Here is a 25,941-nt window from a genome sequence, read left to right as displayed (position 1 = left end):
TTAATCCCCTACTGTCCATGGCGAGCAATATCAGCGGGTTGCACTGTATCGCCAGTATTGTTGCCCCACGCATTGCGCTCATAGGTAATGATGGCGGCAAGCTGTTGTAGCGTGAGTTGGTTGCCAAATGCCTGCATCGCCGTGCCCGGTTTACCGTGCATCACTATATCGATGTGATTGGCGACTGGGCCTGTTGCAATAACGCTACCAGCAAGGGCGGGGAAGGCGGGAGGCATACCTGCACCCGTTAGCTGGTGGCAGGCGGCGCAAACTGTGGCATAGGTCTTTTCTCCTTCGGCCATCAGTTCATCATGGCTGAGCGTTGGAAGACTCGCGGGATCGACACTGGCGATGGGCTCTGTCGCCGCTTTGGGCGCATCGGTGGTTGAGGGGGGCTGAGTCGTTGCTACTGGTTCGCTATTGGTGCCACCGGATTTATGGGCATCAACGTCTTTGGCTTGCACCGTATCCCCCGTGTTATTGCCCCACGCATTACGCTCATAGGTAATCACTGCGGCAATTTCTTGGGGCGTTAATTGTTTACTGAAGGCTTGCATGGCCGTACCCGTTTTACCATTGAGCACGATTTCAAGATGACCGCTCAGTGGCCCGGTAGCGATGGGGCTGCCTTTGAGATGAGGGAATACGCCTTTGAGACCTTCGCCATTAGGTTGATGGCAGGCTGCGCAGTGACCAAGGTAAACTTGCTCACCCTGAGTCATCAGCTCTTCTTTACTCAGTGTTTGTGATAAGGCGGCTTGTGCGGCTTGCGCTGCGGCATTGGCAGCTTGTTTTTGTTCTGCAACCCAAGCATCGAACTCGGCTTCGGGCAGTGCCTGAACCACTATCGGCATAAATCCATGATCTTTGCCGCAAAGTTCGGCACATTGGCCACGGTAAATGCCGGGTTTATCGATACGGGTCCACGCCTCGTTGATAAACCCTGGGTTAGCATCTTTTTTCACTGCAAAATCTGGTACCCACCATGAATGGATAACATCTTCAGAAGTCATCAGAAAGCGGATTTTTCTATTTACAGGCAGGACAAGGGGCTTATCGACCTCGAGTAAGTAGTGCTCTCCCTTGGCCTCACTACCTTCGATTTGAGGTCTTGGTGTGGCGAGAATACTGTAAAACTCAATATCTTGATCGAAATAGCTGTAATGCCACTTCCATTGCGATCCTGTGACTTTTACCGTGAGATCGGCATTGCTGGGGTCTTCCATGGCAATCAGAGTTTTAGTTGCCGGAATCGCCATTAAGATCAGAATGATAAAGGGAATTATCGTCCAAGCGATCTCAACTTTTGTACTCTCATGGAAGTGTGACGCGACCGCGCCCTTGGATTTTCTGTGGTTGATCATGGCATAAATCATCACGCCAAAAACCACTAAGCCTATCGCGCAGCAGATATACAGAATCGTCATGTGCAGGTGGTATACCTTGCCACTGATTTCTGTTACGCCAGGCGTCATATTGAACCGCATGTCTGCTGCGGCCAACGGTGGGGCGAATAGCACCACGAGTAAACAATACAACCATTGCTTCACAAGACTTCTCCTCTGCTAATTGCAAATAGCAACTACAAAGAAGAGCAACACAGTAAGTCTCAACTCTATGCAAACTCTTCAGTTCCCAAAAAAGTGTTTCTGACTTCAACGTGCGTTGGCGGCTTACTTATGATCAAGTATTGTTACTGCTGGTATTAGCCACACTGGCACATACTGCTGAATAAACCCATTATTCTCAATTTTTGTGGGCGAGCGATATTCGAAAATAACGCGATATTTCTGCCTAAACAGGCGATATATCATGTGCGCCTAAATCAAACATACTTGCTGTTTAAAAATTGATCAAGATCACTTCTTTTTCTAATTGTCTGAAAAATTGCCAAAAAAAAGCCTCACATTCACAGGTGAGGCGGCTTTCAAGGCTAAATACGGTGTGAAAAATTTTTAATGAACAGAGCTGAAAAATGCGGGTTGAGTAAATTTAGCCGATTGTGTGAGATTGGTGCTAGAAGGTTGGTCATTCGTTGAACCTTCAAGCACGATACCCATTGCACGTGCGCTCTTTGCTACAATTTGTAGGCGACGATTATCGCGAGTATCTAGGGCGTTAATCCAAGTAATCACTGCGCTAGATGTGCCACTGGTTAAGGCTTTTTCCATCGCCCAAAGGGTTTCGACCTCATCTTTTGCGTGAACCAATAGTACGCGATCCATACGCACACCTGCGTTTGCTAATAGCTGCTTGTAGCCAATACTAGGTGGGTTGATGAGCACTATCCATCTTCCCTGTTGGCTCAGTTGGGCAAGTTGTTTGCTCAGCTGTGTCAGCTCTTGGCGCCCTTGGCTCTGAGTTGGCATAGTGACTATTGATGTATGCTGCCAGTCGGTCTCTGTATCTCGAACCGTATCGAGCCATAAACCGGGGTGACGCGGGGCATTACCTAATAGTTTGTTCATAGCCAATCTCCGTTGCGGATCACCCCTACGGCGAGCCCTTCAATTGTTAGACTTTGGAAACTCAAATCGACTTTAATCGGTGAATAGTCTTCATTCTCGGCATGTAGGTAGACTAAATTACCTTTTTTTTCAAAGCGTTTTACGGTTACATCATCATCAACGCGAGCAACAACAACTTGTCCATTGCGCGCTTGTTGTACTTTATGAACGGCAAGCAGGTCACCCTCAAGGATGCCGATATTCTTCATACTGTCGCCTTTTACGCGCAGCAGGAAATCGGCAGCAGGGTGGAACATGCTGGGGTCGACTTGGTAATACTGTTCGACATGCTCTTGGGCGAGAATAGGTTCACCCGCTGCCACTTGGCCAATCAGTGGCAAGCCTGTTTCGCGGTTATCTTCTTCCTCTACAGGGAGACGGATCCCGCGGGAAGTACCAGGCATGATCTCGATGCAGCCTTTTTTCGCCAATGCCTTAAGGTGTTCTTCTGCGGCATTTGCACTTTTAAAACCCAAACGGGTGGCAATTTCGGCCCGAGTGGGTGGCATGCCAGTCTCGGCAATATTACGTTTAATCAGCTCTAAAATTTCGGCTTGGCGTGGCGTCAACGGTCTCATGGTCTTTCCTGTTTTTCTATACAGTTACTGTTAGTATATACAGTATTATTTGTAGTGCAAGTATTAACCACTTTTAACTTGGTCAGCTAGATCTGCAAATAACCGTAATCGTCATCTATGGGGTGAATGCCATTTGCACGGCAGCAATAAATGGCGTTGCCTAAAGTGCGTTACTAAGTCATTAAAATCAGCTGCTGAATCCTGCATCTTTAGGTTGTTTGGGTATATTCTCTAGAATCTGGTATTCTATGGGGCTAATGAACGTACTTACATTGCATAAGAATAATGCCTAAACAAGACTCTCTTTGGTTGAAATCATTACGTTGGATCCAAAAGCACTTAGTGCACACTATTGTTGTGCCACAGGATCCCTTTGCCGATCTGAATCTGGATGCCTCCAGACCGCTTGCTTATGTAATGAAAACAGAATCCCTGAGTGATATTGCTGCGTTAAGCGAGATCACCACGAAACTTGGTTTGCCAAGCCCTTACGAGCCGCTGGTGGTGAATGGCGTTGTGGCGCCACGGGTGGTATGCCTTGAAGGTCGTAAGCCCTTATTTGGTGAACGCGCCAGCAATGAGCCATTCCTCGAATGTTTTATGCGTTTGTTGGCCGTCCATAAGGAAAAGCCAGAGTTAGATATCCAGCTGGTGCCTGTGAGTCTGTATTGGGGTCGTACTCCGGGTAAAGAAGACGACACCATGAAGGCGGCAGTGCTTGAGCGCGAGAACCCTACTTGGTTACGTAAGTGCTTGATGATCCTATTTTTGGGCCGTCACAACTTTGTGCAATTTTCTAATGCGGTATCGCTGCGTTACATGGCCGACGAACATGGTACCGATATGGGCATTGCCCATAAATTGGCTCGAGTAGCGAGAGTGCATTTTCGCCGCCAACGTAAGGTGATGACGGGGCCTGTGTTGCCTAATCGTCAGGCGTTATTCCATTCCTTGCTGAAATCTGAATCCTTACGCAAGGCGATTCAGGAAGAAGCCGCGAGCAAGAAGATTTCTGAAACCCAAGCGCGTGAAACGGCAATTGAATATCTTGATGAAATTGCAGCAAATTATTCCGATAGTCTCGTACGTATTGCTGAGCGCTTTTTAACGTGGTTATGGAACAAGCTCTACAGCGGTATTAACATCAAAGGTGCCGAGCATATTCGGCAGTTACACCACGATGGTCATGAGATTGTGTATGTGCCCTGCCATCGCAGCCATATGGATTACCTGCTGTTATCTTACATTCTGTATTACCAAGGTATGGTGCCGCCGCATATTGCTGCGGGTATCAACCTAAACTTCTGGCCTGCGGGGCCGCTGTTCCGCCGTGGCGGGGCTTTCTTTATTCGCCGTAGTTTTAACGGCAACAAACTCTATACGGCCGTGTTCCGTGAGTACCTCGATCAGCTGTTTGCTAAGGGATATTCGGTTGAGTATTTCTCTGAAGGTGGCCGTTCTCGTACCGGTCGTCTATTGGCGCCTAAAACGGGCATGATCGCTATGACGATCAACAGTGTGCTGCGTGGTATCGAACGCCCAGTCACCTTAGTGCCTGTGTATTTAGGCTACGATCACGTGATGGAAGTGGCGACCTATCACAAAGAGCTAAGCGGTAAGAAAAAACAGAAAGAATCTGTATGGCAAGTCTTTGGTGCTATTCGTAAATTAGGTAATTTTGGCCAAGGTTATGTCAACTTTGGTGAGCCGATTACATTGCAAAATTTCTTGAATGAAACGGCACCAAACTGGCGCAGTGAAGTGGCTGATGATCCTGAGCAAAAACCGACTTGGTTAACTCCAGCGGTGAACGTGTTAGCAAATCGGGTGATGACGCGGATTAACGACGCCGCTGCCGCCAGCTCTATTACCTTGACCAGTTTAGTGTTGTTGGCGTCAGAGCAAAATGCCTTAGAGCGTTGTTTGCTCGAGCGTCAGTTAGATTTATACCTGACCTTGCTTAAGCGTGTGCCTTACACGTCGTTTACGTCGGTTGCCGAAGGTGATGGCAAGCATTTAGTACAACAAGGATTAGAGCTGAACAAGTTCTCCATCAATGCCGATCCTTTGGGTGAGATAGTGTCAATTGATGAAAAACAAGCGACGTCAATGACATACTATCGCAATAATATCATTCACTTGTTTATTATTCCGTCATTAATTGCCAGCTGTTTAATCAATAATAAACAGATTTCAAGAGCGCAAATCCTTGGGATAGTGAACGACTTTTATCCGTTATTGAAGGCGGAATTGTTTATGGGGATCAAAGATCTCCCAAGCTATGTGAATCAAGTGCTTGAGCTGTTTATTGAGCAAGGTCTAGTGCAGGAAAGCGATATGTTGTCGGTTGTGACCGAGCACACCAGCCAAATGTTATTGTTGGCTGGCAGCGTTAGTGAGACCTTGCAACGCTATGCCATTATCTTCAATCTGCTGGCCCATAGACCTAAGATGGAGCGTTCGGATCTCGAGTCTGAAAGCCATCTGCTTGCCCAACGTTTAGGGGCGCTGCATGGCATTACCGCACCAGAATTTTACGATAAGAAACTCTATAACACCTTGAGTGTTAAGCTAAAAGAGTTAGGTTATTTTTCTGGTAAGGAAGATAAATCTGATGTTGAGCGCATTCGCGATCAAGCTAATAGCTTACTCAGAGCCTCTGTAAGGCAGACGATTGTCGCCAGCGTGACCGCGGAGCATATCGCTTAATGGCTAACCATATGAATGCGGCGAAGAATAAGCCGGTGGGCAAGTCTTTGCTCGGTGGTGCCATGATTATTGCCGGTACCACAGTAGGGGCGGGGATGTTTTCTTTGCCTGTCGTGGGCGCTGGCATGTGGTTTGGTTACTCGGTACTGATGTTACTCGGTATTTGGTTTTGCATGTTGATGTCGGGACTGTTACTGCTCGAAACCAACCTGCATTTCGAGCCGGGAGCGAGTTTCGATACCCTGACCAAGGAAACTTTAGGCCAGTTTTGGCGCATCGTGAATGGGGTGTCCATTGCCTTCGTGCTCTACATCTTAACCTACGCCTACATCAGTGGCGGTGGCTCGATTGTTAACCATAGCCTCCAAGGTATGGGGATTGAGCTGCCTCAAAGTGTCGCCGGATTAGTATTTGCTGTCGTGCTCGCCTGTATCGTGTTGATCAGTACCAAGGCGGTGGATCGTATTACGACCATTATGCTCGGCGGGATGATCATCACTTTCTTCCTCGCGATTGGTAATTTGCTGATCGAAATCGATGTGACTAAGTTGCTCGAACCGGATGGAAAGCAAAGCTTTATGCCTTATCTGTGGGCGGCCTTGCCATTTGGTCTAGCCAGTTTTGGTTACCATGGAAATGTGCCGAGTTTGGTGAAGTATTATGGCAAAGATTCATCGACCATTTTCAAAGCCATTTTTGTCGGGACTTTTATCGCGCTGATCATTTATGCCTGCTGGTTAGTCGCCACTATGGGCAATATTCCCCGCAGCCAGTTTAGTGAGATTATTGCCCAGGGTGGCAATATGGGTGTGTTAGTCGGCGCCTTGTCGAAAGTAATGGAAAGCAGCTGGTTAAACAGCATGTTAACCCTATTTGCTAATTTAGCTGTGGCGTCTTCTTTCCTCGGTGTGACCTTAGGTTTATTCGATTATTTGGCCGATTTATTCGGATTCGACGATACGCGCTCTGGCCGGATGAAAACGGCGATTGTCACCTTTGTGCCGCCCACCATATTTGGTTTGCTGTTTCCCGATGGCTTTTTAATTGCCATTGGATTTGCAGCCTTAGCGGCAACCGTGTGGGCTGTTATCGTGCCAGCGCTGATGGCCTACAAGTCGAGACAACTCTTCCCTAACCATCAAGGTTTTAGGGTCTTTGGTGGCACGCCGTTAATTATCCTTGTGGTGTTGTTTGGTGTCGTGACGGGTGCTTGTCATCTACTCGCGATGGCGAATTTATTACCGCAGTTCTCCTAAGTATTTCGCTCGCAAATCAAGCCCTCAAATTGAGGGCTTTTTCTTTGTATTCATCTTTTTACCGCCAAAACTGGACAGTTGCATAAACTCCAGCTTAACTCGAACACATTATCTGTTTGATTGGAGTCTGCAATGAGGATTACTCAGTACGCACAGGGACAGGCCTGTTGGGTTGAATTGGCGAGCCATGACTGGCAGGGTGCAGAGGGGTTTTACCATGCGCTGTTTGGTTGGAATGCGGTGGAAATGGCAATTCCTAATGGTCATTTCTCGCTGTTCAATCTGGAGGGGGACGATTTAGGGGCTATGTATCAAATCCCTGAGTCGGAACCACAGATCCCTAGCCATTGGCGGATCTATTTTGCGGTTAAGGATATCGAAGCTACGGTTGCCGCCATCCTGGCTGCGGGTGGGCAATTGCACATGGGGCCGCATGTGGTGGGTGATGCGGGCGTGATGGCGCAGGTGAGCGATCCCGAAGGAGCACGCTTTGCCCTGTGGCAAGCGAAAAACCACTCGGGCTCACGTCGCCAAGGTGAAGAAAATACCCTGTGTTGGGTGGAGCTGGCTTGCCGTGAACCTAGCGCCGAAGCCAGTTTTTACACTCAAGTGTTTCCTTGGACCGCGCTCCCCAGTCATGTGCCCGGCATCGATTACACCGAGTGGCAAATTGACGGCCAGTCTATGGGGGGCATGATGAAAATGATGCCGGAATGGGGCGAGATCCCCGCCCATTGGATGCCTTATTTTGTGGTGGCGGATTGTGATGCTTTTGCCGCTAAGGCGCAGGGGCTGGGCGCACAGCTATGCGTGCCGCCAAGCGATATCCCTGATGTGGGACGTTTTGCGGTGATTGCTGACGCCCAAGGTGCTACTTTCGCGGTAATACACCTATCCCAAAATGAAAACCAATAAGTTAACCTGGGCTAGGGATAAGTAGCGCCGCTGAATAGGCATCTTTTGGGCCTCTCTGTGTTGCTCTGTCTAACCATAGCTCGCTATGGCATACGACAGAGCGCCTTGATATGCACAAAAATCTGCGCATTCAGTCAGAAAAAATTGTTTTTTAAAAACAATATCTTATGGTATTGTTTTGGTTTGTTAAATTTAGATTTTTTCGACACTCGTTACCCCAAGTTCAGGTTAAGTTAGTTTGGTTTGTCGATAGAGAGTGGGTCTGGGCAGTTAGTCTTTTTCGCCTTCGGTGCTTTAGCAAGTAGGCTCGGAATTGAGTCTGATAGCTTGATCTCTTGTGGAAGATTAATCCGGATTTCGCTTAAGAGTCCCTTGGCGCAATCAAGCGTGATCTTAGTGTGTGCACCTTTACCGAAGCTAGTATCAAAGCTTTGATTCAACTCTTGTTGTGTGACTTTTTTACCAATTCTTTCATGGATAAATTGTTGTACCCATGTCGAGGCATTGACTTCCTGCGTCAGCTGAGTCGCCAGTAAAAAATAGTCATTGGGGTCTTGATTACGACAGGTACCGTGCTTCCACCATTCATGGCGTTCTAAACAGGTGCCGTAGCGAGCACTAGGCATCACTTCTTCCAGATTCTTTTGCACAGAGGCATTGAGTGGTACTTCAGGATAATCGCAAAAGTCACTCGGTTGTTGTTTTACGCTGCTGCAAAAGCCGTAACGAGTGCCACATTGCTGGCGATTAGGCCAGAGGCCATGCAGGCTAAAGTGTTGCCATTGAGGCGCATCACTGGTTTGGCTTAAGGCGCGGCATTCGGCTTTACGACCGCCATAGAGTTCACAAAAGGTGCTTTGCCAACTTAAGGCGAGCACATGGGAGTCGTAGTTATCCTCGATTTGACACACATGGCCTTGGCGTTTCTCTGGCGTACCTCGTTCTTTTAGGCTTTCACGATTGATGGCTTTGATATCAGAGGCTGTAGTGGTTTGCGCAGGCTCTTTGGTTGAGTTTGGCTGATAAGTCTCTGCCGCTGCTACATTGGTATTGTATTGTCCACAATCACCTTTAATCCAGCGTAACGGTGAACTGATGGCATTGGTGCGGACGCGAATCCAGTCAGGATTGACGCTGTTTCCTAAAATCTCCGTAACGGGATAACGCTCCCCGATATTGCTCTGCCAATCATCGGGATTGGTTTGTTTATTTTTAGACTGAAACAACTCACAGCGTTTATTGGCCACAAATTCCCCTGTGGCGGGGGCGGCATATGCGGGTGCTGCTGACATGATTAGTGCAGAGCATAAACTGAACGAAGCGAGTAAAACATGTAATCTTTTTTTAAGGAAAAGTCTTTGTGGCCATATTTGGCTGATGATTAAACAAGATGGCTTAGTCATGTGATGGCATCCTTTCTACAGCAGTGAGTCGAGTCAATTCAATTCTGTGGTGCGCTGCGTTAATGGTACATATAAGCGTTGTAAACTGAGAGGCTTATTTTATGGATCGTAAACATCAGTGTCATTAGGGTGTCATGCATTCGACTTATATTCGGGTTTTATTGCTAAAACTTTTGAATATAAAGAGGTTATTCATGCATAAGGTCATAAATTTCAATGTTGTTTTATTATCGTCTCTAGTAGTGCTATCTGGTTGTAATTCTGACTCTGATAAGACTGATCCTACACCCATTGAGCCCAGTGGGCGTTGGCTAAAAGGTGACTTACACGTTCACACTGCGGTTTCGCAGGATGCTCGTGAAACCCAGTCTGATATTCTGAAATGGGCCTTTGGTGACTTCGGTTTAGACTATGTTTCATTATCAAATCATATGCGTAACAACAGTCAAGATAATGATGATAACGACGTCGGTGGGTTACTGTTTTACGATGCGTTAACTCAGTATGAAATTCCCGGTTTAAAGAAGAACATGCCTAACTATGAGGGCAAGATTGCTTATTCAAGTTTTGAGTGGGATATGCCAACCCATGAGCACTTTAACATTGGTATTTTAGGTGATGAAGCCAAAGTTCTGTCTGCGGTTAAGACCTTTGAGTACAGATTTAGCAGTAAAAATGATATCACGAACTTTGATCCCAAAGATGTTGCTGCATGGACGGCTGCGGGGGATACCCGTCAAAATAAGACTCACGAGGATGCTATTGCTGCTTTGAAGTGGTTAGAGACTCATTATCCAGACAGCAGCTACGGGATGCTGAATCATCCTCGTCGTTATTTATCCAGTTATACGATTCAAGATGTTAGAGAGCTGAACGATGTTGCTCCGAATGTTTTCTTTATGGTTGAAGGTCTTGTCGGTGGCCAGTTCAGTGGTAACCGTGGTGACTATGGTGAGCGTAGTAGTGGAGTGTACGGCGGCGTCGATCCGGTTGTTGCTGAGGTCGGTGGCTGGTGGGATGCATTATTGGGTGAAGGTCGTCGAATTTGGAACATGGGTAACTCGGATATCCACTTCAAAACACGTACTCCCTACGCTAGTAGTTATTATCCCGGTGAATATGCGAAAAGTTACACTTGGGTCGATGGCAAAGATACTACAGCGCTTTTGAAGGGATTACGCTCGGGCAATAGCTTTTCTGTGTTTGGTGACTTGATCGATGCCTTGGATTTTAAGCTTGAAAATGGCAATAAGAATAGCGTTACCATGGGACAAACTTTAGTGGCTAAACCTGGCGATAAGTTAACACTCACTATCCGCTTTAAAAGTCCGGCGTTGAATAATAAAGAGTCCGATATAGGTAATGAAATTTATGCTGGAATTAACCCTGGTGTAAACCACATAGACTTGATTGCGGGTAACGTGGGTCAGCGTGCTGAGCCTGGGACCGCGGCTTACAGAAAAGAAACAAACGATTCAACCTTAGTCGTTAAAACCTTTACTCGTGCCGACTGGCATAAAGATGCCGATGGCTACTACAGTATGAGTTACAGTTTTATCGCGGATCGGCATCAATATTTCCGTCTGCGTGGGACTAATTTAGATTATAACCAAGCTAATCTGACGGAAAGAGGTAATCCTTTGAAGTCAGCTGTGATTAATCAAGCGGAAGGTGAATCGGTACAGTCTTGGTATAACAAGATTAATGATCGTAACTATAACGACCTGTGGTTCTATTCTAACCCTGTGTTTGTTAACACGGTTCAATAAGCCCTTTTAAATGCGGTTGAATAAAAATCCCCCAGACTATTATGGTTTGGGGGATTTTTTATGCCTGTACTATCAGTGAACTGCGTCTTGCTTTAATTTACGCGAGTAAATGAGAAGATACAGTGCCGGCAGTACAAACAACGACAGTATTGGTGCTGTTACCATTCCGCCGACCATTGGGGCGGCGATTTTTTGCATCACATCGTTACCCGAACCTGCGCCCCACATAATGGGGAGTAGGCCGAAGAAGATGGTGGCAACTGTCATCGCTTTAGGACGTATCCGCATGACCGCACCTTCTATCAAGGCTTCTTTTAAGTCTTCAACGCTGTGGTAAAGGTTTTTCTCCTGTCGATGTTTGATGGCGTTATTTAAATAGACCAACATAATCACCCCAAATTCTGCTGCTACCCCAGCAAGGGCAATCATACCAACAGCGACGGCAACAGAGATGTTGTAATCCAGTAGATACAATAGCCAAGTGCTGCCGACTAAGGCAAAGGGTAGACTCAGCATGATCATGCTCGCTTGCATGGTAGAGCCAAAGGTCATCATCAGTAGGATAAAGATGACTCCTAATGCCATTGGGATGACTTGCTTTAGTTTGGCATCGACCCGTTGCATATACTCGTACTGGCCCGCAAAGCTGTAGCTATAACGGGGCGGCATTTTGAGTTCGGCATTTAAAGCTTGCTTCGCGGTGTTAATGTATTCCCCAATAGAAGTGCCCTCAATATCGATAAATACCCAAGAGATTAAGCGCCCGTTTTCGCTGGTGAGCATTGGTGCACCATCGGTGATTTCGATATCGGCTAAATTGCGAAGTGGTAAGTAATTTCCCGATTTAGTGATCACAGGTAATTCACGCAGTTTCTCGATATTGTCACGCAGCTCTCTTGGATAGCGCAGGTTAATAGGGTAACGCTCAGCACCTTGTACGGACTCGCCAATATCCATACCACCGATGGCGTAACGCACTACATCCTGAATATCTTGTAATGACATACCATAACGAGCGGCAACATCCAGTTTTGGCGTGATATCGATGTAGCGTCCACCACCACTCCGTTCTGCATAGGCCGATTTAGTGTGTGGGACCTTGCTTAAGATAGCCTCAATTTTGGTGCCTAGGGCTTGCAGCTCATTGACATCTGCACCGGTAATTTTAATGCCTACGGGGGTTTTAATGCCCGTTGATAGCATATCGATACGTGTCTTAATCGGTTGTACCCAAGCGTTTGTGAGGCCAGGCACTTTTACCGTCTGCTGTAACTGATTAATGATGCCATCTAAGGTCATGCCTTCACGCCATTCGTTGTGGGGTTTTAGCATGATTGTGGTTTCGAGCATGGTGAGTGGCGCAGGATCTGTCGCCGTTTCGGCCCGCCCCACCTTACCAAATACGCGAGCGACTTCAGGGACGGTTTTAATCAAACGATCCGTCTGTTGTAGCACTTCGGCGGCTTTGCTGGCGCTAATGCCTGGCAATGCCGTTGGCATATAGAGTAAATCGCCTTCTTCGAGCGCAGGCATAAACTCACTGCCCATACGTGTCATGGGATACCAAGCACTGGCCAGTGCCATTAAAGCAATTAGTAGGGTTACTTTTGGAAACTTCAGCACCAGTTTCAACGACGGTTGATACAGGGCAATTAGCACTCGGCTGATGGGATTACTGCGCTCGCTAGGAATTTTTCCACGAATAAAGTAACCCATCAGAATTGGCACTAGCGTAATGGATAATAATGCCGCTGCCGCCATGGCAAAGGTTTTAGTGTAAGCCAGTGGCGCAAATAAGCGTCCTTCCTGCGCTTCTAGCGCAAATACGGGTACAAAACTTAAGGTGATAATAATCAGTGAGAAAAACAGTGCAGGGCCCACTTCGATAGAAGCTGCGCTAACAATTTCCCAGTGTTCTTTAACCGACGGTTCGCGTTGATGTTCGGTTTTAAAGTGCTCTAAATGTTTGTGCAGGTTTTCGATCATGACGATCGCACCATCCACTACGGCACCGATGGCAATAGCGATGCCACCAAGACTCATAATATTGGCATTCACCCCCATTTTATTCATCACAATAAAGGCAATAAGAATCGACAGCGGTAAAGTAATCACCGCGACCAACGTTGAGCGTGCATGCAGTAAAAATAATAGGCAAACCAAGCCCACTACCAACATTTCTTCAATGACTTTGCTGAATAGGTTGTCGACAGACTTTTGAATTAATTGAGAGCGGTCATAGGTTGGAATGATTTCCACCCCTTCAGGCAGACCTGTTTTTAACTCTTCCAGTTTAGCTTTAACCGCATCGATAGTGGAAAGCGCGTTTTCACCGTACCGCATCACCACAATGCCGCCCACGACTTCGCCTTCGCCATCAAGCTCGGCAATACCGCGGCGAGCAGCGGGGCCTTTGCGCACGGTAGCGACATCTTTGAGTAGTAAAGCTGTTCCGGAAGGGCTAGTAATCCCTAATGGGATTTCACGAAAATCAGCTAATGTTTGACGATAACCCTTGGCGCGCACCATATATTCGGCTTCGGCCATTTCGACCACTGAACCACCAGCTTCGCTATTGGCTCTTTCTATCGCCTCTTTGACGGTGGCGATATCGAGTTTATAGATCGCCATATTGTCTGGCTCGAGCACGATCTGATAGGTCTGCTCCATACCGCCTACCGTGGCAACTTCAGATACGCCTGCGACGCTTTGCAACTCGAGTTTGAGATACCAATCCTGTAGGCTTTTAAGTTGCGAGAGATCTAAGTTGCCGGAGCGATCGACCAGTGCGTACTCAAACACCCAGCCCACACCTGAGGCATCAGGGCCGAGTGAGGGTTGTACCCCTTGAGGTAAGCGACTGCTGATCTGGCTTAAATACTCCAACACCCGTGAACGCGCCCAATAGATGTCGGTGCCATCTTCGAAGATCACATACACATAAGAGTCACCAAACATCGAGAAACCCCGCACGGTTTTTGCACCGGGTACGGCTAGCATGGCGGTCGATAATGGGTAGGTCACCTGTTCTTCAACCAGTTTTGGTGCTTGCCCTGGATAAGGGGTCTTAATGATCACCTGCACATCGGACAAATCCGGCAGGGCATCGAGCGGCGTTTTACGCAACTCCTGCACGCCCCAGACAGTAACCATGATGGCGATAATTAACACCATAAGTCTTTGTCTGATCGAGGACTCGATAATATATTTCAACATAATGCGCTCCTAGTGCTGATGACCGCTGCTTAAACGCATCAGGCTGCCCTTGAGGCTGGCCTCGGAGTCGAGCAGGAATTGCCCTGAGGTGACGACACGTTCACCTTCGCTTAGGCCCGAGACTATCTCGGCTTTGCCTTGGCTCATCATGCCTACAGTGACAGCTTTTGCGATAAAGCTGTCATCGGCTTGTTTGACTATTACGCGATTTTCTTTACCCGTTTGGATGAGCGCTTCCTGTGGGATCACGAGTACATCCTTATTTGGGCCGCCAAAGAGCGAAACCTTAGCGAGTGTCTTGGGTCTTAAAGAGACATCGGTATTATTCAGTACCACGCGCACTCTCAAACTACGGGTAACAGGGTCTAGCTCGGGATAGATATAGTCAACCGTGCCTTCTATACCGTTGATATTCATCGCGGGCACAGAGACTTCGGCTTTTTGCCCAACCCTAATCCAGCTTTGTTCATTTTCAAACACATCGGCGATGACCCATACCTTAGAAAGATCGACCAATGACATGACTTCAGTAGAAGGCTCAATATACATACCGTCACGGATGGAGAGTGTTTCGACAACACCTTCCTGTTGTGCGTAAAACGGTACTCGATATTGGGTTTGGCGTGAGCTGGCTAATTGTTTGATTTGTTGTTCGTTAAACCCTAAGAACGACAGCCTTAAGCCTGCCCTGCGAACCAGATCTTGGTATCTTTGGCTATCGGAGGTTTTCGCTGTATCTAAGGCGAGCAGATAATCATCCTGAGCATTGACTAAATCGGGTGAGTAGATCTCATAAAGTAGCTGCCCCTTTTTGACGGTATCCCCCATGGATTTAACCATTAGCTTTTCAACCCAGCCAGTAACGCGGGCATGAATATGGCTGATCTGGCTCTCGTCATAGTCTATTTGACCCACGGTTTCGACAAACTTCCATAGGGTATCGCGCTCAACGTTGGCGACTTTAAGGGCAAGTGCTTGTTGCATACCGCCAGAGACATTAATGTTAATTTCCTGCGTATTACCGCCTGTTTCGACCTTCTCTAAATTCATCCCACAAATAGGGCAAGTACCTGGAAAATCACTAATGATGTGGGCATGCATTGGGCACACATACTTAATCGTTGCGCCAGAATTTTGATTTTTGACTAAGTTATTGGCTTTAGGCGTTGGAGTATCAAACACTTGAGCCGCGTTGGCGTTTTGTGTATGTGCTTGATGTTCGTCATGTTGTGCAGTATTGCTTGTTTCTTCCTTCTCAACGAGGAACATATTGCACTTAGGGCAGCGGCCGGGTTCATGGCTTTCTACTTCAGGGTGCATAGGGCAAGTATATGTTTTGACTTGATTGGCGCTATTGCTGTTATGCTGATGCCCCGCCTCTGATTGAGCCGCAGGATCAGCAAGCTGAGCCTGGGTTAACCAAGGTGTGCCCAGCAGAAGGCTACTGAGTATCAACACAGCCTTAGTGCACGGTTTTTTTACTTTGTAAAATTGGTTCATATGCCTCATCTCCAGCCTAGCTTAGTGGTGCGCGTGATCTTTGTGCATTGCACCGTCAGCCATTTTTTCTGTCGTCGCTTTAGGCTCTAAATTCATGCCACATTTAGGGCAAGTATCGTCTTTGTTACCTGTAACTTCGGGATGCATTGGGCAAACATAGGCTACAGCTTGTTCCTGTGGCGCGGCATTGTTGTGGTGATGCTCATGGGGTGTTGCTGTAGCAAACACACTGGTGCTGGTCATTAAAAATGCAACTAAGGCAAGATTAGTTAAGGTTTTCATATTCACTCCATCGGGTTTTAGGGCCGAATATGAGTGCATAAAACGTGATTGAGCTTATTTCTTGAGTGCATACTCAAAACTAATGCCATGGGTAGCATCGCGCACAGTCAACGTTTTAGCTTTACTCTGGGTGCTTGATAAGAGGGCACCACAATAAACGGCAAAATAAATAGTTAGCTTGGTTCGCCCTGAAAAAAGGGCACAATGAGGCTAGGACTAGGCTATCGGTGGCTTGAAGGCCGACGATAAAGAGATAGAGTGGAAATGAGGCATAGGAGTGGCCATTGGGGTATCACTCAGACTCACACTTGGCCAAAGTTGTGGACTGAAAAGCGTGCCAGCAACTGAGATCGTCAAGCAATGTCCACAATCGTTAAGACAGGACGTGGTGCCATTACAACAATGCTGTTTTGCGCCGGGAAGCATTTGATCGTTACAGCAATTTGTATTGGCCATTGCACTGGCGTCAGCGTGGTGCTCGGTGTTCATTTGCATCATTGCCGCGTGATCCATTCCTTGGTTGGAAAGGCTATGAACCATAGCGCCCATTTCCATTGAGCGCATCACCATAGCGTGTCCATTAGACACAACACCTTGCCCGACCAATGCGAGTAAAGTGAATATGACTAATAAATAACGACTAAGTGTTTGATGCATAATAATTCCAGATAATGAACGCTTGGATTCTAGCACAGAGGCATTATGCTGCAATGCGTTAACTCACATTTTAGTTAATGCCTCAGCTCATCGCTCCTAAGGTTGGATTATCTAGCGACTTGATTTCGCAAGATCTCTGCCATTAACTGACTGTGATTTTGCAAGACGAGTGGCAGTGGTGTGGCACCATCTACACTGAGCTGTATACGAGGGTTATTGATAAAACGTTTGGCATCAGCCTCGCTAGTTAATGTTGGAGTGCTGATCTGGTAATTCGACTGCGGTGCAACATCCAGGGTAAAGAATAGAGGCTCAGACTTCACCCAAGTGCCACTGTCATCGGCGCGATAACTGAATAGATCTTGATATTTTACTTCAATTAGCACTTTACCTTCAGATAGTTGTACTGGTTTAAAGGATTTAGTAGCTTGGCCATTAATGCTGACCACATTGAGTGTATCAGTGCCTTTCAAGGTCGCAGCACTCGCCGTCATGCTGATAGCAATAGTACTGATGATGAATGTAACGCCAACGAAAATTTTACTAAATAAGGTCGTTTTCATAATAAACTCCAAAATTTGCGTGTTCGCGTGAGCGCCAAATCGTGGTGGCAGCTTCGCGAGCGATTGAATCGATTTAATGATTAAGATCGGTTACAGCAAATCGGAGTTGGGTGGTGGTGTGGTCAACCCAAGGTCGGCGGTTTGAATCGCCCAGCTTTTGTTCGTAATACGATTACTAGCATGACTCATCAACGCGAGTTGTGGTTGTGATGTTGAGAGATAAAGCTGTGCAACGCAATGAGTTTTGCAATGGTTGGTAAGAGAGTCTTGGCAATGCAACATGCATTCGTCTGGGGGACAATCGGGCATAGTGCAATTTATTTTGCCATCAACCATTTGCATGCTGGATATATCGTGAAAGTCATTCATCGCTGAAGTTGGCATAGCATTCACCATCGCCGACTGAGCGATAAGTGAAAATAACAGTGCTATGGTGATCCAAAACTTAGCCATAAAAAAACCGTTGCCAATGTACCTATCCTTAAAGACCAACAAATTGCATAAAAAGTTTCATTTTGAGTTTAGTTTTAGGCGTCAGGCTTTTATAGCAAAGGTTAAATGTCGTCTTGATCACATTTTTGTATTCTAAAAATGATTTCATTGCCTTAGCTTCTTAAGGTAGTACTTAATCATTTGTCGCTTAGCATAATGATGAATGTATTAGTGAGAGTTGAAGTACCCTAATGCTCTGCTAAGCTGGTTTTAGCGAGTCGTATTATTCAGAGTTAGAGCTAAGTCTCATTTTGCGCTTTTAAGTTTACATTAATCGGCATTTTAGGCTTGAAATCAAATTTCTAATAAATGAAAAAATATAAAATAGTCTTATAAAAACTAATTTTGACCATATTTTCGGAGATAGAGTGATGAACTGGCGTGCACTATTTAAACCCAGCGCGAAATATTCCATCCTAGCGCTACTGGTTGTTGGTATCGTTATTGGTGTTGTGGGCTACTTTGCAACCCAACAAACCTTACATGCGACGAGTGAAGACGCATTCTGTATGAGCTGCCATAGCAACCACTCATTGAAAAATGAAGTGTTAGCTTCTGCCCATGGCGGTGGCCGTGCTGGTGTGACCGTACAATGTCAAGACTGCCACTTACCACATGCTCCAGTGGATTACTTGATCAAGAAAATCATCGTATCTAAGGACTTATACGGTTTCTTAACTATCGATGGCTTTAACACTCAAGCTTGGCTAGACGAAAACCGCAAAGAGCAAGCTGACAAAGCTTTAGCTTACTTCCGTGGTAATGACTCTGCTAACTGTCAACACTGCCATACTCGTATTTATGAAAATCAACCTGAAACAATGAAGCCAATGGCTGTGAGAATGCACACCAACAACTTCAAGAAAGATCCTGAAGCAAGAAAGACCTGCGTGGACTGCCACAAAGGTGTTGCTCACCCCTATCCAAAAGGATAAGGTTTAGCGCTTCAATAGCTTGATATTCAAATAAAAAGCCCTCTTTCGAGGGTTTTTTGCTTTCTCGTCTTATAAGTCTTGGCTATTGATTAATGCCACTCTGCGGGACAAGGCGCTTAGCGAAATTTGATGCACCATTTGCGTGGGAGCTGTGCAGGCATCGGCAATCACTTGCACTGAATAGGCTTGTGCCGCGGGTGATAGCGCTGTATGGGTCACGCAGTTTTGAGTCATGATACCGCATAAGAGTAAATGCTTGATTTGCATATCTTGGAGTAAGTTGGCTAGCTCTGTGCCATCGAAACTGTCGGCAAATTGTTTTACCACAATTGGGGCATTGGGTAGCTCAGCTAAAAGCGCTGGATGGATTTCAACTCCTTGAGTGTGTGGGTTAAAAAAGGGGGCGTCATCCTGAGCAGTATCGGCGATATGCTGCACGAGAATAATCGGTATTGCCTGTTGCTGGGCACATTGCACTGAGTGTAAGGTGCGCGCTAATGCCTCATCGACTTGCCATTGTGGGTAAGCCCCATGGGGAAAGTAGTCATTTTGCACATCAATAATCACTAAGGCGCTGTTCACTGGGATCTGGTTTAAGCTCGACATATTTTTCTCCTGTTCGTTTCTCTTGCAAAAGATGTCTTCGAAGGAGAGTTTGCAGTAGATTCATTACCATTAAGAGTGGCAGAAATGACATCTATGGTGCTTAAATTGACAAATTTTGCCGAGTCATCCCCATTAAAAGTGGCGATATTAGCCATACCCGGTTGCTTAACTTCAGCCGTATTTGGCTTAGAAGAGATGTTGCTGGTGGCTAACAAGCTGATGTTAGCTGACGAAAATAAATCCCTAAGCTCAAGCAGTTTTGCAGTGACTCGGTTATCCCTAGAGGAGATGAATCTCGAAGAGTGCTATCAATTAGTGATTATCCCGCCGAGCATCGAGACTGAGCTTTACTTCAATGCAGCGCCTTCATTGCGATTATGGTTACAGCAGCAACATGCCCGAGGAGCTATCCTCTGCTCCGCCTGTGCGGGAGCATTTGTGCTGGCCGCAGCGGGTTTACTCAATGGCCGCAAGGCGACAACCCATTGGGGATTAGTGGAAACGTTTGAAACCCAATATCCACAAGTGAAACTCGAGATCGAAAAAATCATGGTTAACGAGGGCGATATCATCACGGCTGCTGGCATGATGTCGTGGCTCGACTTGGGGCTAGAGTTAGTCGCGCAGTTTTGCCATGTGAAAGTCATGCGCCAACTGGGTAAGTACCTTGTTATCGACACTGGTGGGCGTGAACAGCGTTATTACCAACAGTTTTTACCTAAACGAGATCATGGGGATGCTGTGATCTTGAATCTGCAAAATCGCCTACAAACCGACTATGGTGAGCCGATGAGTGTTGCGGTTTTGGCGCAGCAGTGCTGTATGGGCGAGCGAACTTTTTTGCGACGTTTTGTGAAAGCGACAGGGCATAAGCCTAATGAATACCTACAAAAACTCAGGATCCAAAAGGCCTGCGACTTACTCGAAAATAGTCTACTGAGTTTCGAGACCATAGCGCACCAAGTTGGCTATGAGGATGTGAGCGCCTGTCGCAAAGCGTTTACTCGTATTACCGGCCTAACCCCGAGTGCCTTTCGACAAAGGTTTAGTGCGCTTACGCCTGCGCTAACACCTGTCGACGATAGCTCAATAAACTAAATACGCCGAAGATAAACACTTGCAGATAATCTTGTTTGCGCAGCGTCAGCAGATTTTTAAACAGCATATGGAAGATGGCAACCTGGAAGCAATGCATCAAGCAAGTAATGCCGAGCAAGATATTGAGAATAATGCCGATATTGCCAGCAAAAGGCATAACAAGGTTATAAGCCATCATCAGCCACGCGATTAAGGTAATGGCTTTGCCCATATTGATCAGAAACGACATGCTATTCCTCGGTGTCAGCCGGAGTATCTTCGGCTTGGTATTGATATAAGCGATAGCTAACTTGCCCTGCGGTTTTGTCTTTGAGTGGTTGCCAAGTCGCAGGGACTGCCATTTGAGTTAATTCCGACTCAACCTCCACATAAATGAGCGCACCATCATTAAGCCAACCTTGGCTGTCCAACAGTTGAATGGTTTTTTCTGCTAAGCCTTTGCGGAAAGGCGGATCGATAAACACCACGTCAAACCCTTGCTCGCAGCCATTTTGCAGCACGACTAGAGTATCGGCGTTGAGTACCTCGGCATTGTCGCATTTGAGGGTATTGAGATTCGCTTTAAGTTGCATGGCGGCAGGACGTTGCAACTCGATAATCTTGGCGTAACTGGCGTAGCGCGAGAGAGACTCAAGCGCCAAGGCGCCGCTGCCTCCGAAGCAGTCGAGCACCCTTGCGTGGGCAATATCATTGGCAAGCCAGTTAAATAGGGTTTCGCGGACTCTATCTGTGGTCGGCCGCAGGCCGTCTAAATCATGGATGGGCAGTTTGCGCGAACGCCATTGCCCGGCAATGATCCGCACTTGGCCACTACCGGCTTTCTTGTTGGCCGTTTGACTCTTGGTCACTTGCTTGTTGTTTGCACGATTATTAGCCAAAGTGCCCCCGTGATTTTGCCTGAAGAAAGAAAGTGGTAGACTATGCCACCTTAATAAAGGCCACTATTTTATATCAAACTCCTAGTAAAAGGTGAGAAGGCTGATAGAGCAGAACTAATTGCCGACTTTTTGGGCGTAATTGCCGCGGTAATCTGGTATAACGGCAGGGTCTTATTTTAAATTCAACACTGAAGTAGAGCGCTGGAATTACACATGGCAAAGAAAGGTTTTTTCTCCTGGTTTCGTAAAGATAAATCACAAGATGAGGTTGTCGAGCAAACCCCGGTCTCTACTCCATCGCAAACCGAGCAAGCCGAAGCATTAGCAAAGCAGCAAGCTGAAGAAGCCCGTCTCGCGGCTGAAAAGGCGGCCGCCGAACAGGCTCTAGCCGACAAATTAGCGGCCGAAAAAGCAGAAGCGGAAAGAGTTGCAGCAGAACAAGCTGCAAAAGCTCAAGCTCAAGCTCAAGCTCAAGCAGAAGCCCAGCGTGTTGCCGAAGAGCAAGCTGCACGTATAGCCGAACAACAGGCCGCCGAAGCCGCGCATTTAGCGGCGGAGCAAGCTCTAGCAGAGCAGTTAGCCGCTGAACAAGCGCAAGCGGAAAGAGTTGCAGCAGAACAAGCGGCAAAAGCTCAAGCAGAAGCAGAAGCGGAAGCCCAGCGCATTGCCGAACAACAAGCGACCGAAGCCGCGCGCTTAGCAGCGGAGCAAGCGCAGGCAGAGCAGTTAGCCGCTGAACAAGCACAAGCCGAAAGAGTTGCCGAAGAACAGGCCGCTGAAGCCCAAGCAGAAGCAGAGCGAATTGCCGCTGCACAGGTCCAAGCTGAACAACCCCTTGAGCAACAACCCGAACCCCAGGCCAAACCCGCCAAAGAAAGCTTCTTCGCGCGTCTAAAACGCGGCTTAATGCGTACTAGCGAAAATATTGGTAGCGGTTTCATCGGCCTATTTCGTGGCAAAAAAATCGATGATGAACTGTTTGAGGAACTGGAAGAACAGTTATTGATCGCCGACGTAGGTGTAGAAACCACTTCTCGCTTGATTAACAGCCTGACGGAACACGCGTCTCGCAAGCAATTAAAGGATGCCGAAGCCCTATACGATCTGCTGCGCGATGAAATGCAAAAGACGCTCGACCCTGTGGCAATCCCATTAGTGCCTGAAAATGCTAGCGGCCCCTATGTGATTCTTATGGTTGGCGTTAATGGCGTGGGTAAAACTACCACTATCGGTAAACTGGCGAAGCAATACCAGCGCCAAGGTAAGTCTGTGATGTTAGCGGCGGGCGATACCTTCCGCGCAGCAGCGGTGGAGCAATTACAAGTTTGGGGCCAACGCAATAATATCCCTGTGATAGCCCAACATACCGGCGCCGACAGTGCCTCGGTACTTTTTGATGCGCTGCAAGCGGCTAAAGCCCGAAAAATTGATGTATTAATTGCTGATACAGCGGGTCGCTTACAAAACAAGTCGCATCTGATGGAAGAGTTAAAGAAAGTGGTGCGAGTGATGAAGAAACTCGACCCAGAAGCGCCGCACGAAGTGATGCTGACCTTAGATGCGAGCACGGGCCAAAATGCGATTAGCCAGGCGCAGTTATTCCAAGAAGCCGTTGGCGTTACCGGCATGACCATCAGCAAGCTCGACGGTACCGCCAAGGGCGGCGTGGTGTTTGCGATTGCCGACAAGTTTAAAATCCCGCTACGTTATATTGGCGTGGGTGAGCAAATTGATGATTTGCGTACCTTTAATTCTAAAGAATTTATTGATGCCTTGTTCACTCAAGAGAAAGCGGATAGCTAATTTATGATTGATTTTCAGCAGGTCAGTAAGATTTATCCTGGTGGCCAAATGGCGCTGGAGGAAGTGAATTTTCATCTACAAAAAGGTGAAATGGCATTCTTAACCGGCCATTCGGGCGCCGGTAAGAGTACCCTGTTGAAATTAATCACAGTGATCGAGCGCGCCACCACTGGCCGTGTGGCGATTAATGGCCACGATATTGCCAAAATCAGCCCCAAACACGTGCCCTATTTGCGCCGCAATATTGGGATGATTTTCCAAAACCATCATCTATTGATGGACAGAAGCGTATTCGACAATGTTGCCTTACCATTAGTGATTGAAGGTTTCTCCCATGGGGAGATCCGCAAACGGGTCGCTGGCGCGTTGGATATGGTGGGTTTATATGGCAAAGAGCGCCATAACCCCATCATGTTATCCGGTGGTGAGCAGCAACGTGTCGGTATCGCCCGCGCGATCGTGAATAAACCGCCACTATTGCTGGCCGACGAACCGACGGGCAACTTGGACCCTAAATTGTCGATGGATATTTTGCGCCTATTCGAAACCTTTAACGATGCAGGCACGAGCGTGCTCATTGCCACCCACGATCTGGGACTGATCGCGCGGATGAAATACCGCACTTTTACCTTGAAGCAAGGACGTATGCTCGGTGCCCAGGAATTACATCATGGACACGCGACTGCTCGAGGTAATGCGCTATGAGTGATAACGCCAAATTAACGCGCAGTAAGTTGCCCATTTCAGGGCGCATCGTGATGTTTTTTATTCGTCATGTGCAGCAAGCCATGGCGAGTATGGGCGAGTTATGGCGCAGTCCCGTTTCTTCTTTGATGACGATGGCTGTGCTTGGGGTGAGCTTAAGCTTGCCCGCAGCATTGCAAGTGCTAGTTAAAAATGCCGAGACTATTACCACTTCTTGGAATAGCGCGGCGGAGATTTCACTTTTTATCGATGAAAATCGCAGCGAGCAGACTATTCAAAGTTTGTTAACGCGTATCCGCGCTTATCCCGAGGTAGAAAAGGTACAGTATATCGACCGCAATCAAGCGCTTGAGGAGTTTCAGCGTCTATCTGGATTTGGTGAAGCGTTAGCCTATCTTGATAAAAATCCGCTTCCCGCGGTAATTACCGTGACACCAACCCAGCGCTATTCCACGCCAGTGGGAGCTCGCGAATTATTGACTAAGCTTGAGCGCGAGCCTGAAATCAGTTTTGGTCGCTTAGATATTGAATGGTTAGAGCGGCTACAGGCTGTGGTGCGTTTACTCGAACGCACGGTAATGGCGATTGCGGCGTTACTCGTCTTGGCGGTGGTATTAGTGATAGGTAACACGATTCGCTTAGCCATTATGAATCGCCGTAGTGAGATAGAAGTGATGAAGTTAGTCGGGGCAACCGAGGCATTTATTCAGCGTCCCTTCCTTTATACCGGTATTTGGTACGGAGTGATTGGCGGTGTATTAGCTTGGCTTATCATTAACTTGTTGGTTTGGTATCTGGATTCTGCCCTAGCCGAATTGCTCGGTTTGTATGGTAGTCAGCTAGAGATGAAGTCTCTGACCTTTACCGAACTGCTACAATTAGTGGGCTTAGCCTCCTTCTTAGGTTGGCTGGGCTCTTACCTTTCGGTACGACAACATTTAAGAGCGATTGAACCCTCTTAATGATCAATCGCTTATCGTTTAAAAATGCGGCTAGATAAGGCAAACGATGAACTTTTGTTCACTTGCAATGTCTATTCAACGGGGTTAAAAGTAACATCCCAGACGAGCGAAGGTTGACATACTCTGTCAATTAGCCGATAGTTCGTCAGCTCATCCTTAAGGTGTTTTGAGTTAAGCCACAGGATGAAATCGACTTATATTTGATAAGTAGCAAGAAAGTAGGAGCGCGAATGACCTTTCAAACGCAATCAATGGCACTAACAGTCCCTCAGGGCAGCAGTAGTTTAGAAGCTTATATCCATTCAGTGACTAGCATGACAATGTTAGACGCTGAGACTGAGTATGAGTTAGCCAAGCGTTTGCAGGAAACGGGTGATCTGCAAGCAGCGAAGCAACTGATTATGTCGCACTTACGTTTTGTGGTGCATGTTGCTAAGGGCTACTCAGGTTACGGTCTGCCGCAGGCGGATTTGATCCAAGAAGGCAACATCGGTCTGATGAAAGCGGTTAAGCGTTTCGATCCCGATGTAGGCGTCCGTCTAGTGTCTTTTGCTGTGCACTGGATTAAAGCTGAAATTCACGAATATGTGCTGAAAAACTGGCGCATTGTTAAAGTCGCTACCACCAAAGCGCAACGTAAGCTGTTCTTTAATATCCGTAAAGCGAAAACTCGCCTCGGTTGGTTTAGCGATGATGAAGTCGCAATGGTCGCAGAAAACTTAGGTGTCTCTAAGGCCGATGTGACTGAGATGGAATCACGTATGGCGGCGCAGGATCCTGCGTTTGATCTGAGCAGTGACAACGATGATGAGCAGGATTTTGCCCCAGTGCAATATCTTGAAGATCATTCATCGGATTTAGCCGAAAACATCGAAAACGATAACTGGGAATCCAATGCCCAAGGTCGTTTATTATCGGCCATCAAAACCTTAGACGAGCGTAGCCAGCATATTCTGCGTGCCCGTTGGTTAGACGATGATAAAACCACACTGCAGGAATTGGCAGAAACCTATCAAGTGTCAGCTGAGCGTATTCGCCAGTTAGAGAAAAACGCCATGAACAAGCTTAAGGCTTGTATGGAAGCCTAATTCGGCTACGTTTTCTTTC

At 47.1% G+C, this 25,941-nt stretch carries 23 protein-coding genes; 10 read left to right on the top strand and 13 right to left on the bottom strand.

Annotated elements, in window-relative coordinates:
• Positions 1-8 precede the first annotated feature (8 nt).
• From coxB to lexA, 3 genes are all read right to left on the bottom strand, one after another.
• Positions 9-1,550: a cytochrome c oxidase subunit II gene (gene coxB, locus JM642_RS19440; protein ID WP_203432395.1), complete on the bottom strand. Its 1,542-nt coding sequence runs from the start codon at positions 1,548-1,550 to the stop codon at positions 9-11.
• A gap of 405 nt (positions 1,551-1,955) precedes the next feature.
• On the bottom strand, positions 1,956-2,468 hold the full coding sequence (locus JM642_RS19435) for a SulA-like leucine-rich domain-containing protein (RefSeq protein WP_037426610.1): 513 nt from the start codon (positions 2,466-2,468) through the stop codon (positions 1,956-1,958).
• Entirely contained in the window at positions 2,465-3,085 is a 621-nt protein-coding gene (gene lexA / locus JM642_RS19430; protein ID WP_037423686.1) for a transcriptional repressor LexA, read from the bottom strand. The genes JM642_RS19435 and lexA overlap by 4 nt, the downstream gene beginning before the upstream one ends.
• Before the next feature lie 285 nt (positions 3,086-3,370).
• On the opposite strand from lexA, the gene plsB reads away from it, so the two are divergent.
• The 3 genes from plsB to JM642_RS19415 all read left to right on the top strand — a co-directional run bounded on the left by plsB (position 3,371) and on the right by JM642_RS19415 (position 7,965).
• On the top strand, positions 3,371-5,794 hold the full coding sequence (gene plsB / locus JM642_RS19425) for a glycerol-3-phosphate 1-O-acyltransferase PlsB (RefSeq protein WP_037423683.1): 2,424 nt from the start codon (positions 3,371-3,373) through the stop codon (positions 5,792-5,794).
• The gene (mtr, locus tag JM642_RS19420; protein WP_037423680.1) at positions 5,794-7,050 is read left to right on the top strand and encodes a tryptophan permease; all 1,257 of its coding nucleotides are present in this window, start codon (positions 5,794-5,796) and stop codon (positions 7,048-7,050) included. The genes plsB and mtr overlap by 1 nt, the downstream gene beginning before the upstream one ends.
• Before the next feature lie 132 nt (positions 7,051-7,182).
• On the top strand, positions 7,183-7,965 hold the full coding sequence (locus tag JM642_RS19415) for a VOC family protein (RefSeq protein WP_144345304.1): 783 nt from the start codon (positions 7,183-7,185) through the stop codon (positions 7,963-7,965).
• Positions 7,966-8,198: 233 nt separating this feature from the next.
• Here JM642_RS19415 and JM642_RS19410 read toward each other — a convergent pair whose 3' ends face one another.
• Positions 8,199-9,368, bottom strand: a complete 1,170-nt coding sequence (locus JM642_RS19410) for a ribonuclease T2 (protein ID WP_203432394.1) — start codon at positions 9,366-9,368, stop codon at positions 8,199-8,201.
• Between the two features lie 194 nt (positions 9,369-9,562).
• On the opposite strand from JM642_RS19410, the gene JM642_RS19405 reads away from it, so the two are divergent.
• Complete coding sequence (locus tag JM642_RS19405; protein WP_203432393.1) at positions 9,563-11,137, top strand: hypothetical protein; 1,575 nt, start codon at positions 9,563-9,565, stop codon at positions 11,135-11,137.
• A gap of 72 nt (positions 11,138-11,209) precedes the next feature.
• Here JM642_RS19405 and JM642_RS19400 read toward each other — a convergent pair whose 3' ends face one another.
• The 6 genes from JM642_RS19400 to JM642_RS19375 all read right to left on the bottom strand — a co-directional run bounded on the left by JM642_RS19400 (position 11,210) and on the right by JM642_RS19375 (position 17,808).
• Positions 11,210-14,353 carry a CusA/CzcA family heavy metal efflux RND transporter gene (locus JM642_RS19400; protein ID WP_037423668.1) on the bottom strand — a complete coding sequence of 1,048 codons (3,144 nt, stop codon included), beginning with the start codon at positions 14,351-14,353 and terminating at the stop codon, positions 11,210-11,212.
• A 9-nt stretch (positions 14,354-14,362) separates the two neighbouring features.
• Positions 14,363-15,853: an efflux RND transporter periplasmic adaptor subunit gene (locus tag JM642_RS19395; protein WP_203432392.1), complete on the bottom strand. Its 1,491-nt coding sequence runs from the start codon at positions 15,851-15,853 to the stop codon at positions 14,363-14,365.
• A 21-nt stretch (positions 15,854-15,874) separates the two neighbouring features.
• Positions 15,875-16,135, bottom strand: coding sequence for a heavy metal-binding domain-containing protein (locus JM642_RS19390; RefSeq protein WP_037423654.1), 261 nt, complete (start codon positions 16,133-16,135; stop codon positions 15,875-15,877).
• 216 nt (positions 16,136-16,351) lie between these two features.
• Complete coding sequence (locus JM642_RS19385; RefSeq protein ID WP_037426621.1) at positions 16,352-16,792, bottom strand: hypothetical protein; 441 nt, start codon at positions 16,790-16,792, stop codon at positions 16,352-16,354.
• Between the two features lie 107 nt (positions 16,793-16,899).
• Positions 16,900-17,355 carry a DUF2057 family protein gene (locus tag JM642_RS19380; protein WP_069453986.1) on the bottom strand — a complete coding sequence of 152 codons (456 nt, stop codon included), beginning with the start codon at positions 17,353-17,355 and terminating at the stop codon, positions 16,900-16,902.
• A gap of 90 nt (positions 17,356-17,445) precedes the next feature.
• On the bottom strand, positions 17,446-17,808 hold the full coding sequence (locus JM642_RS19375) for a hypothetical protein (protein WP_047537921.1): 363 nt from the start codon (positions 17,806-17,808) through the stop codon (positions 17,446-17,448).
• A gap of 410 nt (positions 17,809-18,218) precedes the next feature.
• On the opposite strand from JM642_RS19375, the gene cymA reads away from it, so the two are divergent.
• Positions 18,219-18,782 carry a NapC/NirT family cytochrome c CymA gene (gene cymA, locus JM642_RS19370; protein WP_037423641.1) on the top strand — a complete coding sequence of 188 codons (564 nt, stop codon included), beginning with the start codon at positions 18,219-18,221 and terminating at the stop codon, positions 18,780-18,782.
• Positions 18,783-18,851: 69 nt separating this feature from the next.
• On the opposite strand, the gene JM642_RS19365 is transcribed toward cymA, so the two are convergent.
• Positions 18,852-19,388 (bottom strand): cysteine hydrolase family protein, encoded by a 537-nt coding sequence (locus JM642_RS19365; protein WP_203432391.1) that lies wholly within the window; start codon positions 19,386-19,388, stop codon positions 18,852-18,854.
• Between the two features lie 96 nt (positions 19,389-19,484).
• Here JM642_RS19365 and JM642_RS19360 point away from each other — a divergent pair, with 96 nt between their 5' ends.
• Entirely contained in the window at positions 19,485-20,486 is a 1,002-nt protein-coding gene (locus JM642_RS19360) for a helix-turn-helix domain-containing protein (protein WP_239000521.1), read from the top strand.
• On the opposite strand, the gene JM642_RS19355 is transcribed toward JM642_RS19360, so the two are convergent.
• A complete protein-coding gene (locus JM642_RS19355) occupies positions 20,443-20,715 on the bottom strand; it encodes a DUF1145 domain-containing protein (protein ID WP_011718692.1) in 273 nt (90 codons plus the stop codon). The genes JM642_RS19360 and JM642_RS19355 overlap by 44 nt on opposite strands.
• 1 nt (position 20,716) lies before the next feature.
• Positions 20,717-21,364 carry a 16S rRNA (guanine(966)-N(2))-methyltransferase RsmD gene (gene rsmD, locus JM642_RS19350; protein WP_037423633.1) on the bottom strand — a complete coding sequence of 216 codons (648 nt, stop codon included), beginning with the start codon at positions 21,362-21,364 and terminating at the stop codon, positions 20,717-20,719.
• A gap of 213 nt (positions 21,365-21,577) precedes the next feature.
• Here rsmD and ftsY point away from each other — a divergent pair, with 213 nt between their 5' ends.
• From ftsY to rpoH, 4 genes are all read left to right on the top strand, one after another.
• Positions 21,578-23,167, top strand: a complete 1,590-nt coding sequence (gene ftsY, locus JM642_RS19345; RefSeq protein WP_203432389.1) for a signal recognition particle-docking protein FtsY — start codon at positions 21,578-21,580, stop codon at positions 23,165-23,167.
• Between the two features lie 3 nt (positions 23,168-23,170).
• Positions 23,171-23,872: a cell division ATP-binding protein FtsE gene (gene ftsE, locus JM642_RS19340; protein WP_037423627.1), complete on the top strand. Its 702-nt coding sequence runs from the start codon at positions 23,171-23,173 to the stop codon at positions 23,870-23,872.
• Complete coding sequence (gene ftsX, locus JM642_RS19335; protein WP_099457246.1) at positions 23,869-24,834, top strand: permease-like cell division protein FtsX; 966 nt, start codon at positions 23,869-23,871, stop codon at positions 24,832-24,834. Before ftsE ends, ftsX begins: the two co-directional genes overlap by 4 nt.
• 230 nt (positions 24,835-25,064) lie before the next feature.
• Positions 25,065-25,922, top strand: coding sequence for an RNA polymerase sigma factor RpoH (gene rpoH, locus JM642_RS19330; protein ID WP_047537943.1), 858 nt, complete (start codon positions 25,065-25,067; stop codon positions 25,920-25,922).
• Positions 25,923-25,941 lie beyond the last annotated feature (19 nt).

It is taken from the genome of Shewanella sp. LZH-2 (genome assembly GCF_016859145.1).
GTDB lineage: Bacteria > Pseudomonadota > Gammaproteobacteria > Enterobacterales > Shewanellaceae > Shewanella > Shewanella xiamenensis.
This window is presented reverse-complemented; position numbering and strand designations above follow the sequence as displayed.